Here is a 22349-nt window from a genome sequence, read left to right on the forward strand (position 1 = left end):
CCGTGCAGACGGGTACGAACCGGTCAGATCTGAATGTCCTCCAGCATCTCGGTCACGAGCGCGGCGATCGGGGAGCGCTCGGAGCGGGTGAGGGTGACGTGGGCGAAGAGCGGATGCCCCTTCAGTTTCTCGATGACGGCGACGACTCCGTCGTACCGGCCGACCCGGAGGTTGTCGCGCTGGGCGACGTCATGGGTCAGGACGACCCGCGAATTCGCCCCGATACGGGACAGAACGGTCAGGAGGACGTTCCGCTCCAGGGACTGGGCCTCGTCCACGATGACGAAGGCGTCGTGGAGGGAGCGGCCCCGGATGTGGGTGAGCGGCAGGACCTCCAGCATCCCGCGGCCGAGCACCTCCTCGATGACCTCCCGGCCCGCGACCGAGGACAGCGTGTCGAAGACGGCCTGGGCCCACGGGCTCATCTTCTCGGACTCGCTGCCGGGCAGGTACCCCAGCTCCTGGCCGCCGACCGCGTACAGCGGACGGAAGACCATCACCTTCTGGTGCTGACGGCGCTCCAGGACCGCTTCCAGGCCCGCGCAGAGCGCGAGCGCGGACTTGCCGGTGCCGGCCCGGCCGCCCATGGAGATGATGCCGACGTCCGGGTCGAGCAGCAGGTCGAGCGCGATCCGCTGCTCGGCGCTGCGGCCGCGGAGCCCGAAGGCCTCCCGGTCGCCGCGGACGAGCCGCACGTTCCCCTCGGCGGTGACCCGGCCGAGCGCCTTGCCGCGCTCGGACTGGAGCACCAGGCCCGTGTGGACCGGGAGCTCGGCGGCCTCGGGCACGTAGAGCGAGTCCTGGTCGTAGAGCAGGTCCACCTGCTCCCCGGAGAGGGCCAGCTCGGACATCCCGGTCCAGCCGTTGGCGTCCGTGATGGCGAGTTCGGCGCGGTACTCCTCGGCGAGGAGCCCGACCGAGGAGGCCTTGATGCGCAGCGGCAGGTCCTTGGAGACGACCGTGACGTCGTACCCCTCCGCCTGGAGGTTGCGCGCGACCGCGAGGATCCGTGAGTCGTTGTCTCCCGACCGGTAGCCGGCGGGCAGGACGCCGGGGTCGGAGTGGTTGAGTTCGACACGCAGGGTGCCGCCCAGGTCCCCGATGGGGAGCGGGGCGTCGAGGCGTCCGTACCGGACCCGGAAGTCGTCGAGCAGGCGCAGCGCCTGCCGGGCGAAGTAGCCGAGTTCGGGATGGTGCCGCTTGGCCTCCAGCTCCGTCACCACGACGATCGGGAGCACCACCTCGTGCTCCTCGAAGCGCGAGACGGCTTTGGGGTCGGCCAGCAGGACGCTGGTGTCGAGAACATAGGTGCGCCGGTCGGAAAGGCGGCGCTTCGTGCTGGTCACCACGGAAGGACAGACCCCCTCGGAAGACCCCTGTGAGGTCGGGGTGCGACGGAACCGGTGTCGCTGCGGAATGGGACCGGGCTCAGGCCGCGATGCGCGGGCCGAACCACGGCCCTCCGCTTCTCCCGTGCTTGTCCCGCACGGTCGTCCTGGTGCAAGGGGCCTCCCGGGTGGCGGTCTCCGTGCCGCTCACTTCAACAGGGATATGCCCTCGAACACCCTCTGCCATGCCATGGCATATGACGACGTGTTCATGAACACCAGGTGATCGGTTCCGACCGGGAGTGACCGACAGGGGCTCAGGTGCCGTAGCGACGGTGCCGGGCCGCGTAGTCCCGCAGCGCGCGCAGGAAGTCCACCTTCCGGAAGGCCGGCCAGTGGACCTCGCAGAAGTAGTACTCGGAGTGGGCGCTCTGCCACAGCATGAAACCGGACAGCCGCTGCTCGCCGCTGGTGCGGATCACCAGGTCCGGGTCGGGCTGACCGCGCGTGTACAGGTGCTCCGAGATGTGCTCGACGTCGACGATCTCGGCGAGCTCCTCGAAGCTCGTCCCCCGCTCCGCGTGCTCCAGGAGCAGCGAACGGACCGCGTCCGCGATCTCCTGGCGGCCGCCGTAGCCCACGGCGACGTTCACGAGTATCCCGGTGTTGGTGCGGGTGGCCTCCTCGGCCTCCTTCAGCACCGTCTGGGTGCGGGAGGGCAGCAGGTCCATCGTGCCGACGTGGTGGACCCGCCAGCGGCCGTCGGCGGCCAGCGCGCGCACCGCGTTCTCGATGATGCCGAGCAGCGGGACGAGCTGCTCCTCGGGGCGGTTCAGGTTGTCCGTGGAGAGCATCCAGAGCGTGACGACCTCGACGTCCGTCTCGGCACACCAGCCGAGCAGCTCCTGGATCTTGTCCGCGCCGGCCTTGTGTCCCTGCTCGGGGGTCCCGCCGGACGCCTTGGCCCAGCGACGGTTCCCGTCGAGGATGACCCCGATGTGCTTGGGCACCTGGGTGTGGTCGAGGCGGCCTTCCACCCGGCGTGCGTAGAGCCCGTACACCAGGTCGCGCAGGTTCACTGTTCTTTACCCCTCCATGCAGTGTCGGCCCCCGAAGCCGCCACACTACTGCGGACGGGCGACGGCCTCCCAGCCCGGGACTGTCACAAGTCCGTGATAAGCAGAGATACGTGACTGATTCCCCCCTCTACCGCGCCGCCGCGGACCGCTACGAGACCATGGAGTACCGCCGCACCGGCCGCAGCGGCCTCAAGCTCCCGGCGATCTCGCTCGGCCTCTGGCACAACTTCGGCGACGACCGCGCGCTCGACTCCCAGCGCGCGATCCTGCGCCGCGCCTTCGACCTCGGCGTCACCCACTTCGACCTGGCGAACAACTACGGGCCGCCGCCCGGCTCCGCCGAGCTGAACTTCGGCAAGATCTTCGCCCAGGACTTCGCGCCCTACCGCGACGAGCTGATCGTCTCGACGAAGGCCGGCTACCTGATGCACCCCGGCCCGTACGGCGAGTGGGGCTCCCGCAAGTACCTGCTGTCCTCGCTCGACGCCTCCCTGAACCGGATGGGCCTCGACTACGTCGACATCTTCTACTCGCACCGCTTCGACCCGCACACCCCGCTGGAGGAGACGATGGGGGCCCTGGCCTCCGCCGTCCAGCAGGGCAAGGCGCTGTACGTCGGCGTCTCCTCGTACAACAGTGAGCAGACCGCCGAGGCGGCCCGGATCCTGACGGACATGGGCGTCCGCCCGCTGATCCACCAGCCCTCGTACTCCATGATCAACCGGTGGACCGAGGAGGACGCCCTCCTCGACACCCTGGAGGCGGCCGGCATGGGCTGCATCTCCTTCGTCCCGCTCGCGCAGGGGCTGCTCACCAACAAGTACCTGAAGGGCATCCCGGAGGGCTCGCGGGCCACCCAGGGCAAGTCCCTCGACCCGAACCTGCTCTCCGACGAGGTCCTGCGGCGCCTGCGCGGCCTCGCCGACATCGCCGAGCGGCGCGGGCAGTCCCTCGCCCAGCTGGCGCTGTCGTGGGTGCTGCGGGACGAGCGGATGACCTCGGCGCTGATCGGCGCGTCCAGCGTCGCCCAGCTGGAGGAGAACGTGGCGGCGCTCGCGGGCGCGCCGCTGACGGACGAGGAGCTCAAGGAGATCGACTCGTTCGCGGTCGACACCGCCGGCACGAACATCTGGGCCGGCCGCGGCTGAGCATCGGCTCTTCCCCTGGCCCCGGACAAGAAAACGGGCCGGTCCGTGGGGGGGATACGGACCGGCCCGAGGGGGGGTTTCCACCATAACCCTTCGATAGTCCTCCTGCGCGCCACGTACGCCGAACGAACCGCCCCGGATTCCCCGGATCCCAAGCGGGACAAGGGCTCCGGGGCCCTGTGGCGGGTTTGCGCCCCGGCGTGGCGGCGGGGTTCCGTCCCTCCGAAGAGGGACCGGACGGGACGGGCGCGGCATTGACGAAGCGACGCGCATCCGTCACGGCGGGCGACGGTGTCGTGGCCGTGCGTACGGATCGGTCCCCGAAGCTATGGCGTACGGATCGGCCCCCATGGCCGTGCGTACGGATCGGTCCCGTAGCCATGCGTACGGATCGCGGCCTCCGTCAGGGAAGCGCGGTGAACGCGCCGAGGAGGAGGCCGAGCAGCGCGCCCCCCAGCATGAAGGGGCCGAACGGGATCGCCGAGGAGAGCCCGGCCCGGCGCAGCAGGACGAGGCCGAGGCCGTACACCGCGCCGAGGAGGAATCCCGCGAAGGCCCCGGCGAAGAGCACGCCCCAGCCGTACCAGCCGAGGGCGGCGCCCAGCGGGACCGCCAGCTTCACGTCGCCGAAGCCGAGCTGACTCGGGCTGATCCAGAACAGCACCAGGTAGGCCCCGCCGAGGACGAGCCCGCCGAGGAGGGCGTGGATCCAGGACCCGGCGTCGTACGGGAGGAGTTCCGCGCCGCCGAGCAGCAGCGGGACGGCGACCGCGAGCGGCAGGGTGACACCGTCCGGGAGCCGGTGCACGCGCGCGTCCACACAGGCGAGGAGGACGGCGAAGGGCGCACCGAGCAGCCAGACCGCGAGCTCGGGCCGGGGCCCGCCGGTGGCGGCGGCGAGCGCGGCACAGACCAGGGCGGTGAGCAGCGGGGCGGCGTACGGGCTCGCGGTGGTCGCGCAGCCCTGCCGGCCGGGGCCGCCGAGCCAGCCGCGCCCGGGTCCCGCCAGGACGTGCCCGGCGGGGCAGCGGTCCCGCCACGGCTCCCCCGGTTCCACGGCGAGCCGGTACGCGGCCCGGGGCACGAGCAGCCCGACGGCGGCCCCCCACAGGGCGGCGACGGCGATCAGCGTGACGTCCACGGACGAGACCCTAGGCGGCCGTGCCGCTACGGTCTGCCGCATGGGGAAATGGGTGGACGGCACGGGGACGTTGACGGTGGCCGCTCTGGACGTCCCGCTGGAGGTGGCGGCCTCGTACCGGGCGCGGCGGCGGGGCCTCCTGGGCCGGGACGGGCTCGCGGGGGCGCTGCTCATCGTCCGGACGAACAGCGTGCACACCTTCGGGATGCGGTTCCCGATCGACGTGGCCTACCTGGACGGCTCCTTCACCGTCCGGTCCGTGGTGACGATGCGGCCGGGACGGCTCGGCATGATCCGGCCGCTCGGCCGGCACGTCCTGGAGGCGGAGGCGGGCGCGATGGCGGGATGGGGCCTGGAACCGGGAGTACGCGTGCGCGTGGACGTCACGGGGGCCCCGAGCCGAGAAGCGTGAACGCCCCGTACGCACCGGAGGCGAGGGCGAGCCCGGCGAGGACGGGCACGGCGGTACGGGTCCGCACGCGCGCGAGGGCCACTGCGGGCGGCAGCAGCAGCCCGAACGCGGGCATCATCAGGCGCGGCCGGGAGCCGAAGTACGCGGCGCCGACGAGGGAGACGAACACGACGCCGGCCGTGTACACGAGCAGCGGCAGCGGCTGCCGCTGCCGCACGCACAGGACGATCAGCCAGACCGGCAGGGCGAGCGCCGCGCACAGGCCGAGGGCGGCGGGCCACGGAAGCCCGGCGATGAACAGGACGAGGGCGACACCGCCGTCGATGGAGTTGCCCCAGGCGGCCTGCACGTCGAAGTAGGCGGTGGGACTGCCCTCCCGGACCCCGACGTGGGCGACGTACGCGAGCCAGCCCAGCGGGGCGATCAGCACCCCGGCCACGGTCCGGGCGGGCAGCCGCCGTTCCCGTACGAGGGCGACGAGGGCCGTGATCCCGAGAGCCGCGATCAGCGCGGCGGCCGTCGGCCGGGTGAGCCCGGCGGCCGCGCACAGGACCCCGGCCGGGATCCAGCGCCCGCGCAGCACGGCGTACAGCGACCAGGCGGCGAGGGCGGTGAACAGGGTCTCCGTGTACGCCATGGACTGGACGAACGCCGTCGGGTACACGCCCCAGAGCACGGCGAGGAGGACGCCGACGCGTGGCCCCGCGACGTGGGCGCCGCACTTCGCGATGCCCCCGGCGGCGACGAGTCCGGCGGTCCAGGAGACGAGGAGCCCCGCGGTGGCCGCGTCGACGGGGAGGACGGCGGAGAGGCCGCGCTCCAGGGCCGGGAGGAGCGGGAAGAAGGCGAGGTCGGAGTGGACGTCGCCGTTGGGCAGGGTGACCCGGTGGCCGTACCCGTGCTCGGCGATGCGGACGTACCAGACGGAGTCCCAGCGTCCCTTGAGCCGGTGCAGCCCGTCCTCGCCGGTCGCGGCGGCGGCCACGGCGAGGACGAGGAGGCCGGCGAGGCGGGTGACGGCGTAGCCGCCGAGGGCGAGGAGGGTGGGACTGATGGGGCTGATGGGGCTGATGGAACCAGTGGGGGTGGTCGGGCTGGTCGGGCTGGCGGTCCGGGGCATGCGCCCGATTATCCGGGGGCGTGCGCGGGGCTCATCCGAGAGGCCTTATGCGGACGAACTTCGCGGCCATGACGGGACCGAGCTGCTCGACGATGGCGTGCCCGGGCTCCTGCGGCGAGGGCAGGTCGCCGAGGAAGGACGTGACGATGACCTCGTCGATGCCGAGGACGCCGCGCGCGCTCTGCTCCTCCAGGAAGTCGAGCGTCCGGCGCCAGTCGGCGGCGGCGGGGGCCTCGCCGAGGAAGGACCGGACGGTGTCCTGGACGACGTCCCAGAAGAAGACGTGCGGCAGGACACCGCCCTGATGGAAGACGTGGGTCTCGTACACCCCTCGGAACTCGGGGATCCGGGTGACGAGATCACTGACCAACTGCACGCTCGGAGTCGCGTTCGGGTTCGCGTTCGGAGTCACGTTCGGGTTCGCGCTCGGGGTCGCCGTCATCTGTCCAGAATGCTCCCGCCGAAGAGGGATGTCCCGCCGGATTTACGCTTTCCTGGCGACGTCTTTCGCCGGGTTTTCCACAGGGGGTGCGAAGTGTCCCTCTTCCGTGGATCGTTGGGCATATGTACGAGTTGGCGATCCTCGCCAGGGGCGGGGTCCTCCTGACGGTCTGGGCGGTCGCGGCGGGCTGGCCGCCGGGCCGGCTGGCCGGACGGCTGCGCCGGGACGGCTGGCAGCGGATCTGCCGGGGCGCCTGGGCGGCCCCGGGGAGGGAGGTGGACTGGCGGCTGAGGGCGACGGCCCTCCAGCTCCTCCGCCCGGAACTGGTGTGCAGTCACGGGACGGCGGCGCGGCTGCACCGCATCGAGGTCCTGGGCGGGAAGGAGCCGGAGGAGCGCCTCGACTTCACGGCACCGCCGCCGGCCAGGTCGTCCCGCGGTGACCGGATACGGCTCCACACCACGACCTTCCTGACGGACGCGGACCGGTCCGTCCGGCGCGGCCTGCGCACGACGACCCCGGCGCGGACGGTCGGCGACCTGATACGGGCCTCGGCGACCCGGGAGGAGGCGGTGGCCGTCGCGGACTCCGCGCTCGCGCGGCGCGTGGTCGAAGGGGTACGGCGCGAGGCGCTCGTCCGCCCCGAGGAGCTCACCGCCGAACTCGCGGCTCCCCGGCGGGGAGCGGCCCGCGCCCGGAGCTGGCTCCGGCTGGCCGAACCGGCGTCGGGCTCCCCGGCGGAGACGGTCGCCCGGTTGAGGATGGGCGACACGGGCCTGGTCCCCGAGTGCCAGCCGACCCTCCTCACGGCGGACGGCCGGCCCCTGCGCCCCGACTTCCTCTTCCGCACGGCGGGCCTGGCGGTGGAGATCGAGGGCCACGCCTTCCACGGCACCCGCCGGGCCCACGAACGGGACGTCGCCCGCTTCAACGCGCTCCAGTCCTGCCCGGAGATCCGCCGCGTGCTGCGCTTCACGGCGAGGGAGGTCTTCCGCCACCCGGACCGCATGACGGCGACGATCCGGGCGGCGCTGGCGCTCTAGGGCGCCGTCGTCCGGGGGAAGGAGATCTCGACGCGCCGGTTCTTCTTCCGGCCCTCCTCGGTGCGGTTGTCGGCGATCGGGTAGTCCTCGCTGTACCCGCGGATGTCGAAGGTCGTCCCCGGGTCCAGGGCCCGTGCCAGCACCTGCTGCACGGCCACGGCCCGCTCCTTAGACAGCTTGAGCCCGTGCTCGTACGTCCCCAGGTTGTCGGTGAACCCGAAGACCCGGACCCGCCCGGACCCCATCTTCCTGACCTCTGCGGCGATGGCGGCGATACGGGCGGTGGCGTCGGGCGACAGCTTGGCGCTGTTCTTCGGGAACAGCACCTCGGCCTGCAGCGCGAACGTCACGTCCACGTTGGTGTCCTGCCGCCGCTCCTGGCCGCCCTCCTCCTCGACGATCTGCTTGATGTCGAGCACCTTGGCGGGGGCGAGGGTGGCACCGTCGGGCAGCATCAGCCCGGGCGAGTCGGGATCGATGACGGGCGGGGGCGAGGAGGTACCGGCGGGCCCGGGCCCGTCATCGGCGTACGCGGGGGGCCCGGCGAACGGCCCGAGGGCCACGCACACGAGGAGGAGGGAGGCGAGGCGGCGGTTTCTCGTCGTCGTCATGGGGTCGCCTCAGGAGAGCTTGAGGGTGGCGGGTTCGAAGGTGGGGAGTTGGAAGCTGACTTCGGTGGTGGTGGCGGGGGGTGCGGGGAATTGGAGGAAGACGTCGACTGCGTCGCTGGCCCTGACGACGCCGAGACCAGTCGTCGTCAAGGGGCGCCCATCCGTGTCACGAAGCACGTAGTACCTCTTCTTCCCGACGGAATCAACAAGTGTGGCCCCGCCCAAGGATGTGCCGTGTTTGACCACTTCGGTCTCATCCCCGCTGACCTGAGCGGGAACAGCACTTCCCGATTCCCCAGCGTTGCTCAGCCGGCCCTTAACGGTAAGGAAGCCGCCAGCGTCTCGCTCCACCGACGTAATGGCGAGTTGAAGCCCCTTTTGCCCCTTTAGGACAGCCAACGTCTCCGTGGGTTCTTCAGCCTCCGACGAGCCAGGGGCGGCGGTAGTTCCGCCGTGGGATGTCGCACTCGTCGCGGTCGGCTTGTTCTCTCTGGGCTTCTCGTCGGCGCCGCACCCGGCCACGAAGAGTGCCACGGACGTGATCGCGACAGCGATCACCCCTCTGCGGGTCTTCCTTGTGTAGCGCGCGTTCATGAAGCGTGCTTCCTTTGCTCGTCGCGAGTCAGTCCGACAATCGGACTCTGAAGAGGTCAACGGCGCCAGGGAGGCTCGGGTTGTCAGGATCGATCACCCACGGCTCGCCATCGCAGACAAGGCCGACTATGGGTTTCTCCTCGGGCTCATCGGGGCTGGTGGGCGTCGGAGCCGGTGTGGGCTCCGACGGATCCGGAGTGGGTTCCGGCGCGTCGGACCTGCAACGCGGTTCCAGTACGGCTTCAGCAGACGCCGTAGCGCGATGCGTCTCCCGGCCGGCCGTACTGACGGTCACTCTGAATCCATGATCACCGGTGGCAAGAGACACACACCCGTCTCCCGCAAGAACCGCCTCATTCCGCGCTGCGAATTCCGCTGCCTGTCGACACGCAGAAACCTCGGTGTCTACCTCGCCTTGGAGGAAACGGTCCCACTGTTGGGGATCGTGTATCACTTCGATCCAACCGTCCCGCAACTGCTCGCGGGCATCCTGGGCGGCCGCGAGAGCCGCCGCGTCCGCAGCAGTCTGGGCGCTGTTCCGTGTCAAAGCCGCCTGCCCCACCAGGAAGTAGGCGAATGCAAGAAACAGGAGCCCGGCGATGACCGCGATATAGACGGGAAACGCCTGCCCGGAGTCTCCTTGAGTCCGCCGCGCTAGTCGCCGGTCAGGTCTGCGATCTTCTCCGTGATTGCGGTCTTGATCGACTGTCCGATGTCCGTACCCGTGATGGCGATGACGATCGCCACCACCACCACAATGATCCCCAGATACTCCACCGCCGTCTGCCCACGGTCCTCCCGCCGCAGCCGGTCGCTCATTTCCAACTTGGCCCTCGTCAGGGCCTTCAGCATCGCGTCGTACATCGTGGTCCCCTCCGCGTTCGGACGCCTGCGTATGGGCACCGTGCGCCGACGGGCCCGTCATCGGGTGGGCCGGATGGCGCGGGTCGCGGCGATCCGGTCCATCGGCTCCACCCCCCTCACACTCAGTCCGCACTCTGGCACATCGGGTTGCGCGCCCGAAGCCGTTTCCCCCGAATATGTCACCGCCCTCACTTGCCCGTCACCGACCCGAAGTCCGTCCCCGTGCCCAGGAACAGGCCCGCGCCCAGCAGGATCATGGTCGCCGGGACCATCAGCGTCGTGATCACCATCGTCGCCTTCGGGACCGCCTTCGCCGCCTTGCGCCGCGCGTTCTGCGCGTCCGTCCGCCGCATGTCGTTGGCGATCTGGATCAGCGTGTCGACGATCGGCGCTCCCAGCTCCTCCCCCTGCTGCAGCGCCGTCACGAACTGCGCCACCTGCTCCGAGTCGTTGCGCCGCCGCAGTTCGTCGAAGGCCTGCCGGCGGCTGACGCCCATGTCCATCTGCCGGAGCGTGATGCGGAGTTCGTCGGCCCACGGGCCCTCGTACTTCTCCGCGACCCGCTCCAGCGCCTGCCGGAAGCCCAGACCGGCGCTGACCACGACCGCCAGGACGTCCAGGAAGTCCGGCAGCGTGCGTTCAATCTGGTCCTTGCGGATCCTGACCGCCGACCAGATCCCGACCTCCGTCCAGAACGCGCCGAACGCGAGCAGCAGCAGAGCCGTCACGTACGAGCCCTTGCTCAGCATCACCAGGCCGCCGAGGCCGCCCAGGAAGCCGTAGACCGCCCGCCTCGCCCCGTACCGGTCGATGGTCAGGCCGCCGGGGTTGCCCGCCAGGTCGATCCGGCGGCGGACCGCGTTGACCCGCTTCGGGCCCATCAGCCGGAGGACGGCCGGCGACCAGCGCATGCCCAGGCGGTCGACGGCCGAGTCGACCGCTCCCGTACGGGTCGCGCCGACCTCCAGGGCGAGTCTGAGGTCGTCGGGGAGCTTCGCGTCGGCCCGGTAGAGGCGCAGGCCGTAGGCGAAGCCCGCGACGGCCAGGGCCGCCAGGAGCGCGAGGAGGAGGTCCATCAGGCACGGGCCCCTTACACGTCGATCTTCGAGAAGCGGCGGATGACGGCGAAGCCCACCACGTACAGCGCGAACGCCGCCACCACGGCGAACTGCCCGATGCCCGAGGCCGTCATGCGGTCGAGCGCGCCCGGCTGCATGTTGTCGATCAGCAGGAGGGAGCCGATGCCGATCACCGGGACCGAGTACGCCGTCATGCTCACCTGGGAGAGCTGGGTGCGGACCTCGCGCCGCGTCTCCTTGCGCTCCTCCAGGGTCTCGGTGAGGTTCCGCAGGGAGGAGACGACGGTGCCGCCGGCCCGGTTGGCGAGGACGAGGGTGGTGACGAGGACGACGAGTTCGCGGGAGGGGAGACGTTCGGCGAGTTCCCCGAGGGCGTCGTCGAGGGACGTGCCCACGGCCAGCTGCTGCGCCACCTTCTCCAACTCGTCGCCCGCCGGTGCCTCCAGCTCGTCGGCGGCCAGGCTCAGGGCCATCCGGAGGGCGAGTCCGGCCTGCGTGGCGTTGGCCAGGATGCGGGAGAGCTCGGGGAGCTGGTTGATGAACCGCTCGATGCGTTTCTGGCGTTGCCAGTTGAGGTAGCCGAGCGCCACCCAGATGCCCAGGAGTCCGCAGATCGGGCCGAAGAACGGGGACAGGGCCGCCTGCCCCACGACCCAGAGCACCGCCACGGTCGCCGCGAGGGCCACCGTGAACTCGCCGGGCGTGATGTCCAGGCCCGTCGCCGCGATCCGCAGTTCCAGTCTCCGGCCGAGGGCGGTCTTCCGTACGCGCCGGTCGACGCCCCGGAAGCGGCGCCTGCGGCGGCCCGACACGGCCTCCGGTTCGCCGCTCTCGTCGAGCCGGGCGACGAGCGCGGCGTGGCGGCGGGCCCCGCTCGCGTACGACTGGACGCCGACCACGCCCAGGACGCAGGCGAGCAGCGTCACGCCCACGGTCAGCCAGAAGGGATCGGTCGTCATCGCCGTTCCCCGGGTCGCCAGGTCGGGTCCGGGGTCGTCCATCGCTCACCCGGCCGCCACGTCGGGTCCGTCGTCCACCGCTCTCCCGGTCGCCAGGTCGGGTCCGTCATCGTCACTGCGCCTCCGGTGGGCATGTGGGCTTCGGTCATCACTCCGCCTCTCGGGTGGCCAGGTGGGCGTCCGTCGCCGCCACCCCGAACGCCTGCGGGATCGGCTGGCCCGCCAGGTAGAGCCGTTCGGCGACGCGCCGGGGCAGCGGGTGGTACGTGAACCTTCCGTACACCCGCCCGTCGGCCGCGACCGGCTGCGCCTCGAAGCGGCAGACCGTGGCCAGCAGGAAGCGTTCCCGGCCGTGCGAGGCGAGGACGGAGATCTCGGTGATGCGGCGCGTGCCGTCCGGGTGCCGGGTGAGCTGGACCAGGACGTCGACCGCGCTGTTGATCTGGTCGCGGAGCGCCTCGAACGGCACCTTCACCTCGGACATCGAGGCCAGGGTCTGGAGCCGCATCAGGGCGTCCTCGGCCGAGTTGGCGTGGACGGTGGCGAGCGAGCCGTCGTGGCCGGTGGACATCGCCTGGAGCATGTCGAGGGTCTCGCCGCCGCGGACCTCGCCGACGATGATGCGGTCGGGGCGCATGCGCAGGGAGTTGCGGACGAGGTCCCGGATGGAGATCGCCCCGCGGCCCTCGATGTTCGGCGGGCGGGCCTCCAGGCGGATGACGTGGGACTGCTGGAGCTGGAGTTCGGCCGAGTCCTCGATGGTGATGATCCGCTCGCCGTCCGGTACGAGGCCGGAGAGGGCGTTGAGGAGGGTCGTCTTCCCGGTGCCGGTGGCGCCGGAGACGATCAGGTTGAACTTGGCCTGCACGAGCCCGGAGAGCAGGAGCAGCATCTGCTCGTCGAGGGAGCCGAGGCCGATCATCTCGTGGAGCGTGTACGCCCGGGGGAAGCGCCGGATCGTGAGCGTGGCCCCGGTGAGCGAGAGCGGCGGGATGATCACGTTGACGCGCTCGCCGGAGGGGAGCCGGGCGTCGACCATCGGGTTCGACTCGTCGACCCGTCGGTTGACGGTGGAGACGATCCGTTCGATCGTCTGCATCAACTGCTCGTGGGAGGCGAAGCGGAGCGGGAGGAGTTCGACGCGGCCGCCGCGCTCGATGAAGATCTGGTCCGGTCCGTTGACCATGATCTCCGTGATGGAGGCGTCTTCGAGGAGCGGTTCGAGCACGCCGAGGCCGAGGGCCTCGTCGACGACCCGGCGGATCAGCTGCGCCCGCTCGGCGGTGGAGAGGACCGGGCCCTCGCGGCTGATGATGTGCCCGAGGACGCGCTCCAGGCGGGCCCGCCGCTCGGCCGCCGCGAGCGCGGACATCTCGGTGAGGTCGATCTCCTCCAGGAGCTTGGCCCGGAAGGCGGCGACGAGATGACCGTCCTCCCGGCCCCCGCCCGTGGCCTTCTCCTCGGGGGTGCTGATCCGGGCGCGCAGGCTCATGGCAGGTCCTCCTCGTCGGGTGTCTCGGGCAGCGGCATGGTGGCGGTCTTCTCGACACTTCCGAAGTCGTCCCAGAAGGGCACGACGGACGGGATCTTGACCGTGACGGTGACGACTGCTTCGTCGCCGCCCGGCTGCGGGCCGCTGACCTGGGGCTTGATCCAGCCGCTCACCGCCGCCTCGGCGGCCGCCGCGGGGCTGGGCCGGTTCTCGTCGTCGCTGCTCGCCGCCCGGGCGGCCGCGCGCGCCGCCGTACCCGCCTGCTGCGCGGCGTACGCGGCGATGCCGAGCTGAAGGCCCGCGAGGCCGACGATGAGCAGGATGGGCAGGAAGCCGAGGTACTCGATCGCCGCCTGGCCCCGGTCGCGGGTACGGGTCCGCTTCGTCATGGGTCCAGGTCCTCCTCGTACACCGCGCCCGCTTCGGCCGTGACCGGGAAGAGGCCCCCGAGGCCCGGGACCAGGGCCGGCACCTCGACCTCGACCTCGACGTGGATCATGCCGCCGCTCGGCGCACCGCACTCCCCGCCGGAGACGCTCCAGGCCCCGTCGATGTGGCGGCGGGCGGCGGCGGGCCCGTCGTCCCCCACCGCACACGCCCGCGCGGCCTCGTCCGCCGCGTTCCCCGCCAGCGTGTACGTGTAACCCACCAGGACGACCTGCCACAGCAGCGCCAGCGTGAGCAGGATCAGCGGCACCATGCCCACGAACTCCACCGCCACCTGCCCCCCGTCCCCGTCCCGGTGCGTACCCATCCCTCAGCGTCCTCCCCCGCGCCGTCGCAGTCCGAGCGAGCCCCGGTCGCCCGCGCGGGCCGGCTCCCTGCCGGGGGTTTCGGGCGCGCCGACCAGGCCCAGCTCTCCCGCGAGGGTCCACAGCGCCTGCTTGACGGTCGACTTGGCGTCGAGTTCGTGGAGGCGGCCGGCGTCGACGACGGCGGCGAGTTCCTTGAAGTGGGCGGGGACGGCGACGCCCGCGATCCGGGTGCCGGTGATCTTCTGGACGAGGGGCGGCTGGATCTCGGTGGAGCGGTGGTGGCGGTTGACCACCGTCGTGGTCTCCTCGGCCTTGCGGACCTGGAGCCGTTCCCACATCCGTACGGTCCGCTTGGCGGCCCGGACCGCGACCACGTCCGGGGTGGTGACGAGGAGTGCGGTGTCGGCCATCTCGATCGCGGCGGCGTTGGCGCTGTCGAGCCGGGAGCCGCAGTCGAGGACGACGACCTCGTGCCGGCCGCGCAGGGCGCTGACGACCTGGCGGGCGGCGCAGTCGGTGACCTCCTCGCCGCGTTCGCCCTCCGCCGGGGCGAGGAGCAGGGAGAGGCCGGTCTCGTGGACGTAGACGGCGTCCTGGAGGACGCGGGGCGAGATGTCGGCGATGGTCGCGAGGTCGGCGACGGAGCGCCGGAACTGGACGTCGAGGTAGGAGGCGATGTCGCCGCTCTGGAGGTCCATGTCGACGAGGGCGACGCTGCGTCCGGAGGCGCGGGCGGCGAGGGCGAGGTGGACGGCGGTGACGGTGGTGCCGACGCCGCCCTTGGCGCCGCTGACGGTGACGACGGTGCCGCCGGGACCGGCGATCGGCTCGGCGCCGGCGCCGAGGTGGCGGCGGACGCCGAGGGACCACTGGGCGGCGGCCTGGACGCGGTTGGCGAGTTCCTCGTAGCCGAGGGGGAGGGTGACGAGGCCCCGGGCGCCGGAGTCCATGGCGGCGGAGAGGAGGACGGGGCCGGCGTCGGCGGTGATGAGGACGACGCCGACGGCGGGGAAGCGGAGGGCGACCTCGCGGACGAGTTCGAGCGCGGGGACGGGTCCGATCCGCTCGTGGACGAGGACGACCTCGGGAAGTTCGTCGAGGGAGGCGGCGGCGAGGCGCGCGAGGGTGTCGACGAGCTGGGTGGAGTCGGCGACCGGCTGGGCGGGTTCGGCGTCGGGGAGCTGGCTGAGCAGCGTACTGACGGACCGGGCCGCCTCGGGGTCGCCGACGGCAGGCAGGATCCTGGTGGTCATACCGGCCTCACTTGTCCTTGTCGAGCGTGTAGGTGCGGTCGCCCTTGTCGACCGGGGGACCGCCCGGGGAGCCGGCATCGGACGGGGCGACGAGGGCGAGGTGGATGCGCTCGGCGAAGGACTCGGCGTACGCGACGCGCTGGGTGTCGAGGACGGAGAGCGCGAAGGTGATGGGGACGGTGGAGGTGGCCCGGTCGCCGCGGTCGGAGCTGTCGGAGGCCCGGGTGAGCTTGCCGACTTCGAGGACCCGGGCGTCGGAGACGATCAGCCGGGACTGGTCGGGGTCGCCCTTCTTCTCGCCGGCGAAGGTTGCGTAGATGTTGACGCCGGCGTTGGGGGTGATCTTTCCGGCGACGCCGGTGGCGGCGTCGATCATGATCGCGATCTCCTGCTCGCCCGGCCGGAGCTGGGGGCGTTCGACGAGCATGTCGGTCTGGAGCAGGGAGCCGGCCTTGAGCGGGGTGACGGCGATCTTGCCCTCGATCTGGCGGGGGTCGGTGACGGCGGTGGAGGACAGCCACCGCTTGGGCATGGAGATCTTCTCGAACTGGTTCGGCTTCAGGGGCTTGTAGGGCTCCACGTCCCCCGTGAGCCGGTACGCCGCGGTCTCCGGGCCGACCTTGGAGTTCACGTCGCTGATGACGGCGAGGACGCCGGCGAAGGCGCCGAGGGCGCACAGGACGGAGAGCAGCAGCAGGATCACGCCGCGGCGCTGGCGGGAGTTCATGGCCGTACTTCCTCGGTCGGAGCGGTCGGAGCGGTCGGGGCGGTCGAAGCGGTCGGAGGCGTGGGGCCGCTCATGGCAGGGCGGGGCGGGCGGTCCGCGCGCCGGGCCCGAGCGCGTATCCGCCCTCCCGCGGCCCCGGCCCCAGGGCGCGGGTCCCCGGGTCGGGTGGTGGCGGGGCGGCCGGGGGCAGCGGGGCGGCGCAGAAGCCGCAGCGGTCGCCGATGAGTTCCATCCCGCACCAGTGGCAGATCTCGCGGCGCACGGAGGAGACGAGTTGGTGGAGGACGGCCGGGTCGGGCAGGTACGCGGCGAACTCGACGAGCTTGCCGGTGCCCCACCAGCCGGGCGAGGAGGCGGGCAGGGGCGCTTCGTGCACGGGTCCCGGGATCCGCCACCGGGGCACGAGGGTGGTGGTGGGCCAGTCGGTCTGGAGCTGGCCGCGGGCGAGGAGGAGTTCGGTGGCGAACTCCGGTCCGGCGAGGGACTCCCCGCCGGAAGCGGAACCGGAAGCGGTACGGGAACCGGAGGCGGAACCGGAAGCAGAACGGGATCCGGAGGCGGAACCGGACCGCGAGCCGAGCCGGACGATCTGCGGGGTCGGTCCGGCGAGGACGGCGAAGTGGGCGCCGGGCAGCCAGCCCTTGAGGTGGGAGCCGAGGCTCACGGGGACGTGGTCGAGCCGGGAGACGGAGCCGAGGACGGCGCCCGCGTAGATGTAGTGGGCGAGCAACCGGGCGGCGGAGGCGAGGATTCCGGGACTGAAGTCGTAGCCGGCGAGCTGCCGCAACTGGCGGACGAGGACGGCCGCGCCGAGGGGCGGCAGATCGGTCCTGACCAGCGCGATCCGGTCGCTCTCCAGGAGGGCGCGGACGGCGCGCAGGCGGTGCTCGACGGCGGCGGGCGCGGCGGTGGGACAGACGACGACCACGTGTCCGTACCGGGCGAGGAGCTGCTGCATGTCGGCGAGGGAGGCGTCGAGCGAGCGGGTCTCGGGGGGCGGGAGCACGGCGGCCTGCGGGGTCCCGGGGACGGTCGGCGGCAACACCAGGTCGGCGCTGGTGACGGCGATCGCTGTCGGCACGTCGGGCCCCCCGTCCCCTCCGGCCTCCGGCGCCCCGGGGGCCGCGGATCACTTACCGCGTTCGCGGCGTCACCGCAGGGTGCCGCCGTCTCTGCACCTTATCCACGTCCCCCGGGGTGGTGAACACACAATCCGCCAAGCTGTCCCCACTAATTTGCGCCCTGACCTCGGGCCCTGGTGCCGTCTCCACCGCTCCGGCCGAACGCCCTTCGCCGCGCGGGGTATTGACAAGGCGATTGGTCTGGACCAACTTGTGCGACAGCGGTGGCCGCCGCCGGTACCCCCGTACCCGCACCTCCCCTCCGTACGACGACGTACGGCACCTCCACATCCCCAACTCCCCCACCGGAGGATGCACGTGGACCGCACCACCACCCGCCCGCGCGGACGGCGCCGGCTCTCCGGAGCCCTCGCGCTCGCCGTCGGCTCCGGGCTCGTCCTCGTCGGCGGAGCCGGCACCGCACAGGCGGCGGACGTCAACGTCGCCAAGAACGCCGGATTCGAGAACGGCCTCGCGAACTGGTCCTGCTCCGCCGGGAGCGGCGCCGCCGTCTCCTCGCCGGTCCGCACCGGCACCGGCGCCCTGCGCGCCACCCCGGCCGGCCTCGACAACGCCAAGTGCGTCCAGACCGTGGCCGTGAAGCCCAACTCGACGTACACGCTGAGCGCCTGGGTCCAGGGCGGCTACGCCTACCTCGGCGCGAACAACACCGGGACCGGCACCGGCACCGTCTCCACCTGGACGCCCGACAGCCCCTCCTGGAAGCAGCTCACCACCACCTTCACCACCGGGGCGAGCACCACCTCGGTCGAGATCTACACCCACGGCTGGTACGGCACCTCCCCCTACCTCGTCGACGACGTGAGCGTCTTCGGGCCCGACGGGGGCGGCGGCCAGGACCCCGACCCGACCGCCCCCGCCACCCCGGCGGGCCTCGCCGCCGGCACGGTCACCACCGGCTCGGTCGCCCTGAGCTGGGGCGCGGTCTCCGGCGCCACGGGCTACAAGGTGTACCGCGACGGCGGCAACCCGCAGACCGTGACCGGCACGTCCACCACCGTCACGGGGCTCACCGCCGACACCGCGTACCAGTTCCAGGTCTCCGCGACGAACGCCGCCGGCGAGTCCGCGAAGTCCGCCGCCGTGACGATCCGCACCGCCAAGCCCACCGACCCGGGCCCCGGCCCCGCCGTCCCCAAGCACGCCGTCACCGGCTACTGGCAGAACTTCGACAACGGCGCCGCGAAGCAGAAGCTGCGGGACGTCCAGGCGGCGTACGACATCATCGCCGTCTCCTTCGCGGACTCCACCGCCGTGCCCGGCCAGATCACCTTCAACCTCGACCCGGCCGTCGGCTACGCCTCGGTCGCCGACTTCAAGGCCGACGTCGCGGCCAAGAAGGCGGCCGGCAAGTCCGTGATCCTCTCCGTCGGCGGCGAGAAGGGCAACGTCACCATCAACAGTGACGCCACCGCGACCGCCTTCGCCGACAGCGCGTACGCCCTGATGCAGGAGTACGGCTTCAACGGGATCGACATCGACCTGGAGCACGGCGTCAACGCCACGTACCTCACCAAGGCGCTGCGCCAGCTCTCCGCCAAGGCGGGCTCCTCCATGGTCCTGACGATGGCCCCGCAGACCATCGACATGCAGAACACCGGCTCGGAGTACTTCAAGACCGCGCTCGCCGTGAAGGACATCCTCACGGTGGTCAACACGCAGTACTACAACAGCGGTTCGATGCTCGGCTGCGACGGCAAGGTCTACAGCCAGGGCTCGGTGGACTTCCTCACCGCCCTCGCCTGCATCCAGCTCCAGGGCGGCCTCGCCCCGTCCCAGGTCGGCCTGGGCGTCCCCGCCTCCACGCGGGGCGCGGGCAGCGGGTACGTCGACCCGCAGGTCGTGAAGAACGCGCTCGACTGCCTGACCAGGGGCACCGGCTGCGGCACCTTCAAGCCCGCCCAGACCTGGCCGTCGCTGCGCGGCGCCATGACCTGGTCGACCAACTGGGACGCGACGGCCGGAAACGCCTGGTCGAACGCGGTGGGCCCGCACGTGCACAACCTGCCGTAGCGGCCCCGAGGCGACGGCGCGGCGCCACCGCTCCCCCGGTGGCGCCGCGCCGTCGTCTCACGCGGGCGTCTCACGCCGTCGTCTCATGTGGGTGTCTCACACGGACGTCTCACACGGATGTCTCACACGGACGTCTCACGCGGGCAGGTAGTGGCGCAGCACCGGGTCGAGCAGCCGGATCCAGTCGTCGACCCGGGCGGCGCGGCGGCCGTCGACCTCGCAGTCGTAGACCGCGCCGTCGTAGAGCGTGACGGCGACGCGCAGCACCCGGCCGCGCCGGATGCGCTCGTACCGTACGGCGCCGATCTCGCTCCAGAGGAAGTCGGCCTCCTCGCCGAAGAAGTGCAGGGACACCCCGGTCCCGTCGACGGCGATCCCGGAGTTCCGGTCGGCGGCGGCGAATCCCGGCGCGGGCGGCGGCGGCACGAGGGGCGGCGGCGGAAGGTGGTGGTAGGCGGGATGCGGTACGGGGGCGGGGGCGGGAACGGGGTGCGGTACCGGGGCGAAGGGCGCGGGCACGGCGTCGGCCGGCCCCCGGGGCGCGACCACCGGCACCGCGTCGGCGGGCGTCGACGCGGCCACCCGGGGGTCCGGGACCACGGACGGCACCACGGGCGCTATGGGCGGCCCGAACGCCCCGACCCCGGCCCCAGCTCCAGCTCCAGCCCCAGCCCCAGAATCGCCCCCGGCTCCCGCTCCGGCTCCGCCCTCGCCCCCGGCCCCGTCCCGACTCCCCATCAGCTCGTCCATGATGGCGTCCGGCGTGGGCCGTTCGGCGGGGTCCTTGGCGAGGCAGCGTCCCACCAGCGGCCGCAGCGCCTCCGGTACGGCGCCGAGGTCGGGGGCCTCGTGCACCGACCGGTACATGAGCCCCATCGGCGTCCCCTCGCCGAAGGGCCGCCCGCCGGCCGCGGCGACGAGGACGGCGCCCAGCGCGAAGACGTCGGCGGCGCCGGTCACCTCCTCGCCGAGGGCCTGTTCGGGGGCGAGGTAGCCGGGGGTGCCGAAGGCGTTGCCGGTGGCGGTGAGCCGGGTGGACTCCAGGGCGCGGGCGATCCCGAAGTCGAGGACGCGCGGCCCGTCGGCGGCCATGACGATGTTGCCGGGCTTGAGGTCGCGGTGGACGAGCCCGCAGGCGTGGATCGCCTCCAGGGCCTCGGCGAGCGCGGCGCCGAGGGAGCGGAGCCGCCGCTCGTCCATGGGGCCTTCGGCAGTGAGGAGTCCGGAGAGGGTGGGGCCCGGGATGTAGGCGGTGGCGAGCCAGGGGGCCTCCGCCTCGGGGTCGGCGTCGACGACCTGCGCGGTGTGGAATCCGCCGACCTGCCGGGCCGCGGCGACCTCGGCGCGGAAGCGGGCGCGGAAGGACGGGTCGGAGGCGAGTTCCGGCCGCGCGACCTTGACGGCGACGGCGCGCCCGCCGCGCGATCGGGCCAGGTAGACGGTGCCCATGCCGCCTTCGCCTAGCTTGTGCTCGATGACGTATCTGCCGATGAGGGTCCCCACGCGGGACAGTATGGCCGAACTCCCCACCTTGACCCGTTCATGACATAGCCGGACCATGTGCCCGGACACGTACTCGTCCGGGCCGCCCTGCGCCCGGACACCCGCACGGCTCGGTCGCACTCCCCCACACTCCCCACCCAGGAGACAGCATGCGACGTCCCCTTCGCGGCAGAAGGTCCGCCACCCTCGCGGCCCTCGTGGCGTTCGCCCTCGCGGCGCCCCTCTCCGCGCTCAGCACACCCGCCGGGGCCGACCCGGCGCCGACCGCCGCCCGCATCGCCTCCGGCGCGGAGGAGGTGATCCGGCAGTACGAGATCGCCGGACCGTCCACCGTCGCCGCCCGCACCGCGCTGGCCGCCACCGGCGTCTCGATCGACGAGGTCGACGCCCGCTCGGTCGTCGTCAGCGCCAACACCGAACAACTGGCCCGGCTCAGGGCCCTCGGCTACGAGCCGGTCGCCCTGCCCGGGCCTCCGGACCGCCGGACCGAGGCCGACAAGACGGCCGGCCCGCTCGACTTCCCCTCCGCCGACGCGAAGTACCACAACTACGCGGAGATGAACGCGGAGATCGACCAGCGCCTCGCCGCCTACCCGTCCATCATGAGCAAGCGGGTCATCGGCAAGACGTACCAGGGCCGTGACATCGTCGCCATCAAGGTCAGCGACAACGTCGGCACGGACGAGGCCGAGCCCGAGGTCCTCTTCACCCACCACCAGCACGCCCGCGAGCACCTCACCGTCGAGATGGCGCTCTACCTGCTGCGCGAACTCGGCGCGGGCTACGGCACGGACTCCCGCATCACGAACATGGTGAACAGCCGCGAGATCTGGATCGTCCCGGACCTCAACCCGGACGGCGGCGAGTACGACATCGCGAGCGGCTCGTACCGCAGCTGGCGCAAGAACCGCCAGCCCAACGCCAACTCCTCCTACATCGGCACGGACCTCAACCGGAACTGGGACTACAAGTGGGGCTGCTGCGGCGGCTCCTCCGGCACCAAGAGCTCCGAGACCTACCGGGGCGCGGCCCCCGAGTCCGCTCCCGAGGTGAAGGTCGTGGCCGACTTCGTCCGCTCCCGGGTGGTCGGCGGCAAGCAGCAGATCACGGCGGCCATCGACTTCCACACGTACAGCGAGCTGGTCCTCTGGCCCTTCGGCTGGACCACGGCCAACACCACGACCGGCATGACGCAGGACGACCGCGACGCCTTCGCGACCGTCGGCGGCAAGATGGCCGCGAGCAACGGCTACACGCCCGAGCAGTCCAGCGACCTGTACATCACGGACGGCTCGATCGACGACTACCTGTGGGGCGCGCACAAGATCTTCGCGTACACCTTCGAGATGTACCCGTCGAGCGGCGGAGGCGGCTTCTACCCGCCCGACGAGGTCATCGAACGAGAGACGAGCCGCAACCGCGACGCGGTCCTCCAGCTCCTGGAGAACGCGGACTGCATGTACCGCTCGATCGGCAAGCAGGCGCAGTACTGCACGGCCTGACGGCCCGTACGCTGAGGGGTGGCCCCGCCCCCCCGCCGGGGGCCCCCCCCCCCCCCGCCCCGCGCGGGGGGGGGCGGCGCGCGCGGGGCTCTCGCTGGGGGGGGCGGGCGGGGGGGCGGCCGAGACCGGGGGGCGGGGGGCG

23 protein-coding genes are annotated in these 22349 nt (G+C 72.1%); 5 read left to right on the top strand and 18 right to left on the bottom strand.

What is annotated here, in order from left to right:
• Positions 1 to 23 precede the first annotated feature (23 nt).
• Both ACIGW4_RS10280 and ACIGW4_RS10285 read right to left on the bottom strand, forming a co-directional pair.
• On the bottom strand, positions 24 to 1349 hold the full coding sequence (locus tag ACIGW4_RS10280; RefSeq protein WP_123455197.1) for a PhoH family protein: 1326 nt from the start codon (positions 1347 to 1349) through the stop codon (positions 24 to 26).
• A 296-nt stretch (positions 1350 to 1645) separates the two neighbouring features.
• On the bottom strand, positions 1646 to 2407 hold the full coding sequence (locus ACIGW4_RS10285) for an isoprenyl transferase (RefSeq protein WP_123455196.1): 762 nt from the start codon (positions 2405 to 2407) through the stop codon (positions 1646 to 1648).
• Positions 2408 to 2517: 110 nt separating this feature from the next.
• Here ACIGW4_RS10285 and mgrA point away from each other — a divergent pair, with 110 nt between their 5' ends.
• Positions 2518 to 3555: an L-glyceraldehyde 3-phosphate reductase gene (gene mgrA / locus ACIGW4_RS10290; protein ID WP_123455195.1), complete on the top strand. Its 1038-nt coding sequence runs from the start codon at positions 2518 to 2520 to the stop codon at positions 3553 to 3555.
• 403 nt (positions 3556 to 3958) lie between these two features.
• On the opposite strand, the gene ACIGW4_RS10295 is transcribed toward mgrA, so the two are convergent.
• Positions 3959 to 4696, bottom strand: a complete 738-nt coding sequence (locus ACIGW4_RS10295) for an A24 family peptidase (protein ID WP_123455194.1) — start codon at positions 4694 to 4696, stop codon at positions 3959 to 3961.
• Between the two features lie 40 nt (positions 4697 to 4736).
• Between ACIGW4_RS10295 and ACIGW4_RS10300 the strand changes: the two genes are divergently transcribed.
• Positions 4737 to 5108 carry a DUF192 domain-containing protein gene (locus ACIGW4_RS10300; protein WP_123455193.1) on the top strand — a complete coding sequence of 124 codons (372 nt, stop codon included), beginning with the start codon at positions 4737 to 4739 and terminating at the stop codon, positions 5106 to 5108.
• On the opposite strand, the gene ACIGW4_RS10305 is transcribed toward ACIGW4_RS10300, so the two are convergent.
• Both ACIGW4_RS10305 and ACIGW4_RS10310 read right to left on the bottom strand, forming a co-directional pair.
• Entirely contained in the window at positions 5080 to 6228 is a 1149-nt protein-coding gene (locus ACIGW4_RS10305; protein WP_399579682.1) for a hypothetical protein, read from the bottom strand. The two genes, ACIGW4_RS10300 and ACIGW4_RS10305, sit on opposite strands and share 29 nt — an antisense overlap.
• Positions 6229 to 6259: 31 nt before the next feature.
• Positions 6260 to 6670, bottom strand: a complete 411-nt coding sequence (locus tag ACIGW4_RS10310; protein WP_123455191.1) for a hypothetical protein — start codon at positions 6668 to 6670, stop codon at positions 6260 to 6262.
• A 122-nt stretch (positions 6671 to 6792) separates the two neighbouring features.
• Between ACIGW4_RS10310 and ACIGW4_RS10315 the strand changes: the two genes are divergently transcribed.
• Positions 6793 to 7713, top strand: coding sequence for a hypothetical protein (locus ACIGW4_RS10315; protein WP_398707226.1), 921 nt, complete (start codon positions 6793 to 6795; stop codon positions 7711 to 7713).
• Here the strand turns inward: ACIGW4_RS10315 and ACIGW4_RS10320 are convergent.
• The 12 genes from ACIGW4_RS10320 to ACIGW4_RS10375 all read right to left on the bottom strand — a co-directional run bounded on the left by ACIGW4_RS10320 (position 7710) and on the right by ACIGW4_RS10375 (position 17128).
• Complete coding sequence (locus ACIGW4_RS10320; protein WP_398707225.1) at positions 7710 to 8324, bottom strand: OmpA family protein; 615 nt, start codon at positions 8322 to 8324, stop codon at positions 7710 to 7712. The genes ACIGW4_RS10315 and ACIGW4_RS10320 overlap by 4 nt on opposite strands.
• A gap of 9 nt (positions 8325 to 8333) precedes the next feature.
• On the bottom strand, positions 8334 to 8918 hold the full coding sequence (locus ACIGW4_RS10325; protein WP_399579686.1) for a hypothetical protein: 585 nt from the start codon (positions 8916 to 8918) through the stop codon (positions 8334 to 8336).
• 28 nt (positions 8919 to 8946) lie between these two features.
• Positions 8947 to 9528 carry a pilus assembly protein TadG-related protein gene (locus tag ACIGW4_RS10330; protein WP_399580002.1) on the bottom strand — a complete coding sequence of 194 codons (582 nt, stop codon included), beginning with the start codon at positions 9526 to 9528 and terminating at the stop codon, positions 8947 to 8949.
• A 44-nt stretch (positions 9529 to 9572) separates the two neighbouring features.
• Positions 9573 to 9782, bottom strand: a complete 210-nt coding sequence (locus ACIGW4_RS10335) for a Flp family type IVb pilin (RefSeq protein ID WP_399579688.1) — start codon at positions 9780 to 9782, stop codon at positions 9573 to 9575.
• 188 nt (positions 9783 to 9970) lie between these two features.
• Positions 9971 to 10858, bottom strand: a complete 888-nt coding sequence (locus tag ACIGW4_RS10340; protein ID WP_359588889.1) for a DUF5936 domain-containing protein — start codon at positions 10856 to 10858, stop codon at positions 9971 to 9973.
• A 14-nt stretch (positions 10859 to 10872) separates the two neighbouring features.
• Positions 10873 to 11820, bottom strand: coding sequence for a type II secretion system F family protein (locus ACIGW4_RS10345; protein ID WP_399579690.1), 948 nt, complete (start codon positions 11818 to 11820; stop codon positions 10873 to 10875).
• Positions 11821 to 11968: 148 nt separating this feature from the next.
• Entirely contained in the window at positions 11969 to 13312 is a 1344-nt protein-coding gene (locus tag ACIGW4_RS10350; protein WP_123455185.1) for a CpaF family protein, read from the bottom strand.
• Positions 13309 to 13701, bottom strand: coding sequence for a TadE/TadG family type IV pilus assembly protein (locus ACIGW4_RS10355; RefSeq protein WP_359588891.1), 393 nt, complete (start codon positions 13699 to 13701; stop codon positions 13309 to 13311). Before ACIGW4_RS10355 ends, ACIGW4_RS10350 begins: the two co-directional genes overlap by 4 nt.
• A complete protein-coding gene (locus tag ACIGW4_RS10360) occupies positions 13698 to 14066 on the bottom strand; it encodes a TadE/TadG family type IV pilus assembly protein (protein ID WP_399579693.1) in 369 nt (122 codons plus the stop codon). The genes ACIGW4_RS10355 and ACIGW4_RS10360 overlap by 4 nt, the downstream gene beginning before the upstream one ends.
• 3 nt (positions 14067 to 14069) lie before the next feature.
• Entirely contained in the window at positions 14070 to 15320 is a 1251-nt protein-coding gene (locus ACIGW4_RS10365; protein ID WP_399579695.1) for a CpaE family protein, read from the bottom strand.
• A 7-nt stretch (positions 15321 to 15327) separates the two neighbouring features.
• Positions 15328 to 16047 carry a Flp pilus assembly protein CpaB gene (cpaB, locus tag ACIGW4_RS10370; protein WP_399579696.1) on the bottom strand — a complete coding sequence of 240 codons (720 nt, stop codon included), beginning with the start codon at positions 16045 to 16047 and terminating at the stop codon, positions 15328 to 15330.
• A gap of 70 nt (positions 16048 to 16117) precedes the next feature.
• Positions 16118 to 17128 carry a hypothetical protein gene (locus ACIGW4_RS10375; protein WP_399579698.1) on the bottom strand — a complete coding sequence of 337 codons (1011 nt, stop codon included), beginning with the start codon at positions 17126 to 17128 and terminating at the stop codon, positions 16118 to 16120.
• A 352-nt stretch (positions 17129 to 17480) separates the two neighbouring features.
• Here ACIGW4_RS10375 and ACIGW4_RS10380 point away from each other — a divergent pair, with 352 nt between their 5' ends.
• Positions 17481 to 19202, top strand: a complete 1722-nt coding sequence (locus tag ACIGW4_RS10380; RefSeq protein ID WP_399579700.1) for a chitinase — start codon at positions 17481 to 17483, stop codon at positions 19200 to 19202.
• Positions 19203 to 19337: 135 nt separating this feature from the next.
• Here the strand turns inward: ACIGW4_RS10380 and ACIGW4_RS10385 are convergent, their stop codons facing one another.
• Positions 19338 to 20705: a serine/threonine-protein kinase gene (locus tag ACIGW4_RS10385; protein ID WP_399579702.1), complete on the bottom strand. Its 1368-nt coding sequence runs from the start codon at positions 20703 to 20705 to the stop codon at positions 19338 to 19340.
• 149 nt (positions 20706 to 20854) lie between these two features.
• Between ACIGW4_RS10385 and ACIGW4_RS10390 the strand changes: the two genes are divergently transcribed.
• The gene (locus ACIGW4_RS10390; RefSeq protein WP_398707211.1) at positions 20855 to 22207 is read left to right on the top strand and encodes a M14 family metallopeptidase; all 1353 of its coding nucleotides are present in this window, start codon (positions 20855 to 20857) and stop codon (positions 22205 to 22207) included.
• Positions 22208 to 22349: the final 142 nt, after the last annotated feature.

The sequence above is a fragment of the Streptomyces sp. NPDC053513 genome (genome assembly GCF_044544765.1).
Lineage (GTDB): Bacteria > Actinomycetota > Actinomycetes > Streptomycetales > Streptomycetaceae > Streptomyces > Streptomyces litmocidini.

Bases quoted from the DNA above. Each gene is read 5' to 3' on its own strand.
- ACIGW4_RS10300 (WP_123455193.1), top strand. From the start codon at position 4,737: ATGGGGAAATGGGTGGACGGCACGGGGACGTTGACGGTGGCCGCTCTG.
- ACIGW4_RS10305 (WP_399579682.1), bottom strand. From the start codon at position 6,228: ATGCCCCGGACCGCCAGCCCGACCAGCCCGACCACCCCCACTGGTTCC.
- ACIGW4_RS10310 (WP_123455191.1), bottom strand. From the start codon at position 6,670: ATGACGGCGACCCCGAGCGCGAACCCGAACGTGACTCCGAACGCGAAC.
- ACIGW4_RS10315 (WP_398707226.1), top strand. From the start codon at position 6,793: ATGTACGAGTTGGCGATCCTCGCCAGGGGCGGGGTCCTCCTGACGGTC.
- ACIGW4_RS10320 (WP_398707225.1), bottom strand. From the start codon at position 8,324: ATGACGACGACGAGAAACCGCCGCCTCGCCTCCCTCCTCCTCGTGTGC.
- ACIGW4_RS10325 (WP_399579686.1), bottom strand. From the start codon at position 8,918: ATGAACGCGCGCTACACAAGGAAGACCCGCAGAGGGGTGATCGCTGTC.
- ACIGW4_RS10335 (WP_399579688.1), bottom strand. From the start codon at position 9,782: ATGTACGACGCGATGCTGAAGGCCCTGACGAGGGCCAAGTTGGAAATG.
- ACIGW4_RS10340 (WP_359588889.1), bottom strand. From the start codon at position 10,858: ATGGACCTCCTCCTCGCGCTCCTGGCGGCCCTGGCCGTCGCGGGCTTC.
- ACIGW4_RS10345 (WP_399579690.1), bottom strand. From the start codon at position 11,820: ATGACGACCGATCCCTTCTGGCTGACCGTGGGCGTGACGCTGCTCGCC.
- ACIGW4_RS10350 (WP_123455185.1), bottom strand. From the start codon at position 13,312: ATGAGCCTGCGCGCCCGGATCAGCACCCCCGAGGAGAAGGCCACGGGC.
- ACIGW4_RS10355 (WP_359588891.1), bottom strand. From the start codon at position 13,701: ATGACGAAGCGGACCCGTACCCGCGACCGGGGCCAGGCGGCGATCGAG.
- ACIGW4_RS10360 (WP_399579693.1), bottom strand. From the start codon at position 14,066: ATGGGTACGCACCGGGACGGGGACGGGGGGCAGGTGGCGGTGGAGTTC.
- ACIGW4_RS10365 (WP_399579695.1), bottom strand. From the start codon at position 15,320: ATGACCACCAGGATCCTGCCTGCCGTCGGCGACCCCGAGGCGGCCCGG.
- cpaB (WP_399579696.1), bottom strand. From the start codon at position 16,047: ATGAACTCCCGCCAGCGCCGCGGCGTGATCCTGCTGCTGCTCTCCGTC.
- ACIGW4_RS10380 (WP_399579700.1), top strand. From the start codon at position 17,481: ATGCACGTGGACCGCACCACCACCCGCCCGCGCGGACGGCGCCGGCTC.
- ACIGW4_RS10390 (WP_398707211.1), top strand. From the start codon at position 20,855: ATGCGACGTCCCCTTCGCGGCAGAAGGTCCGCCACCCTCGCGGCCCTC.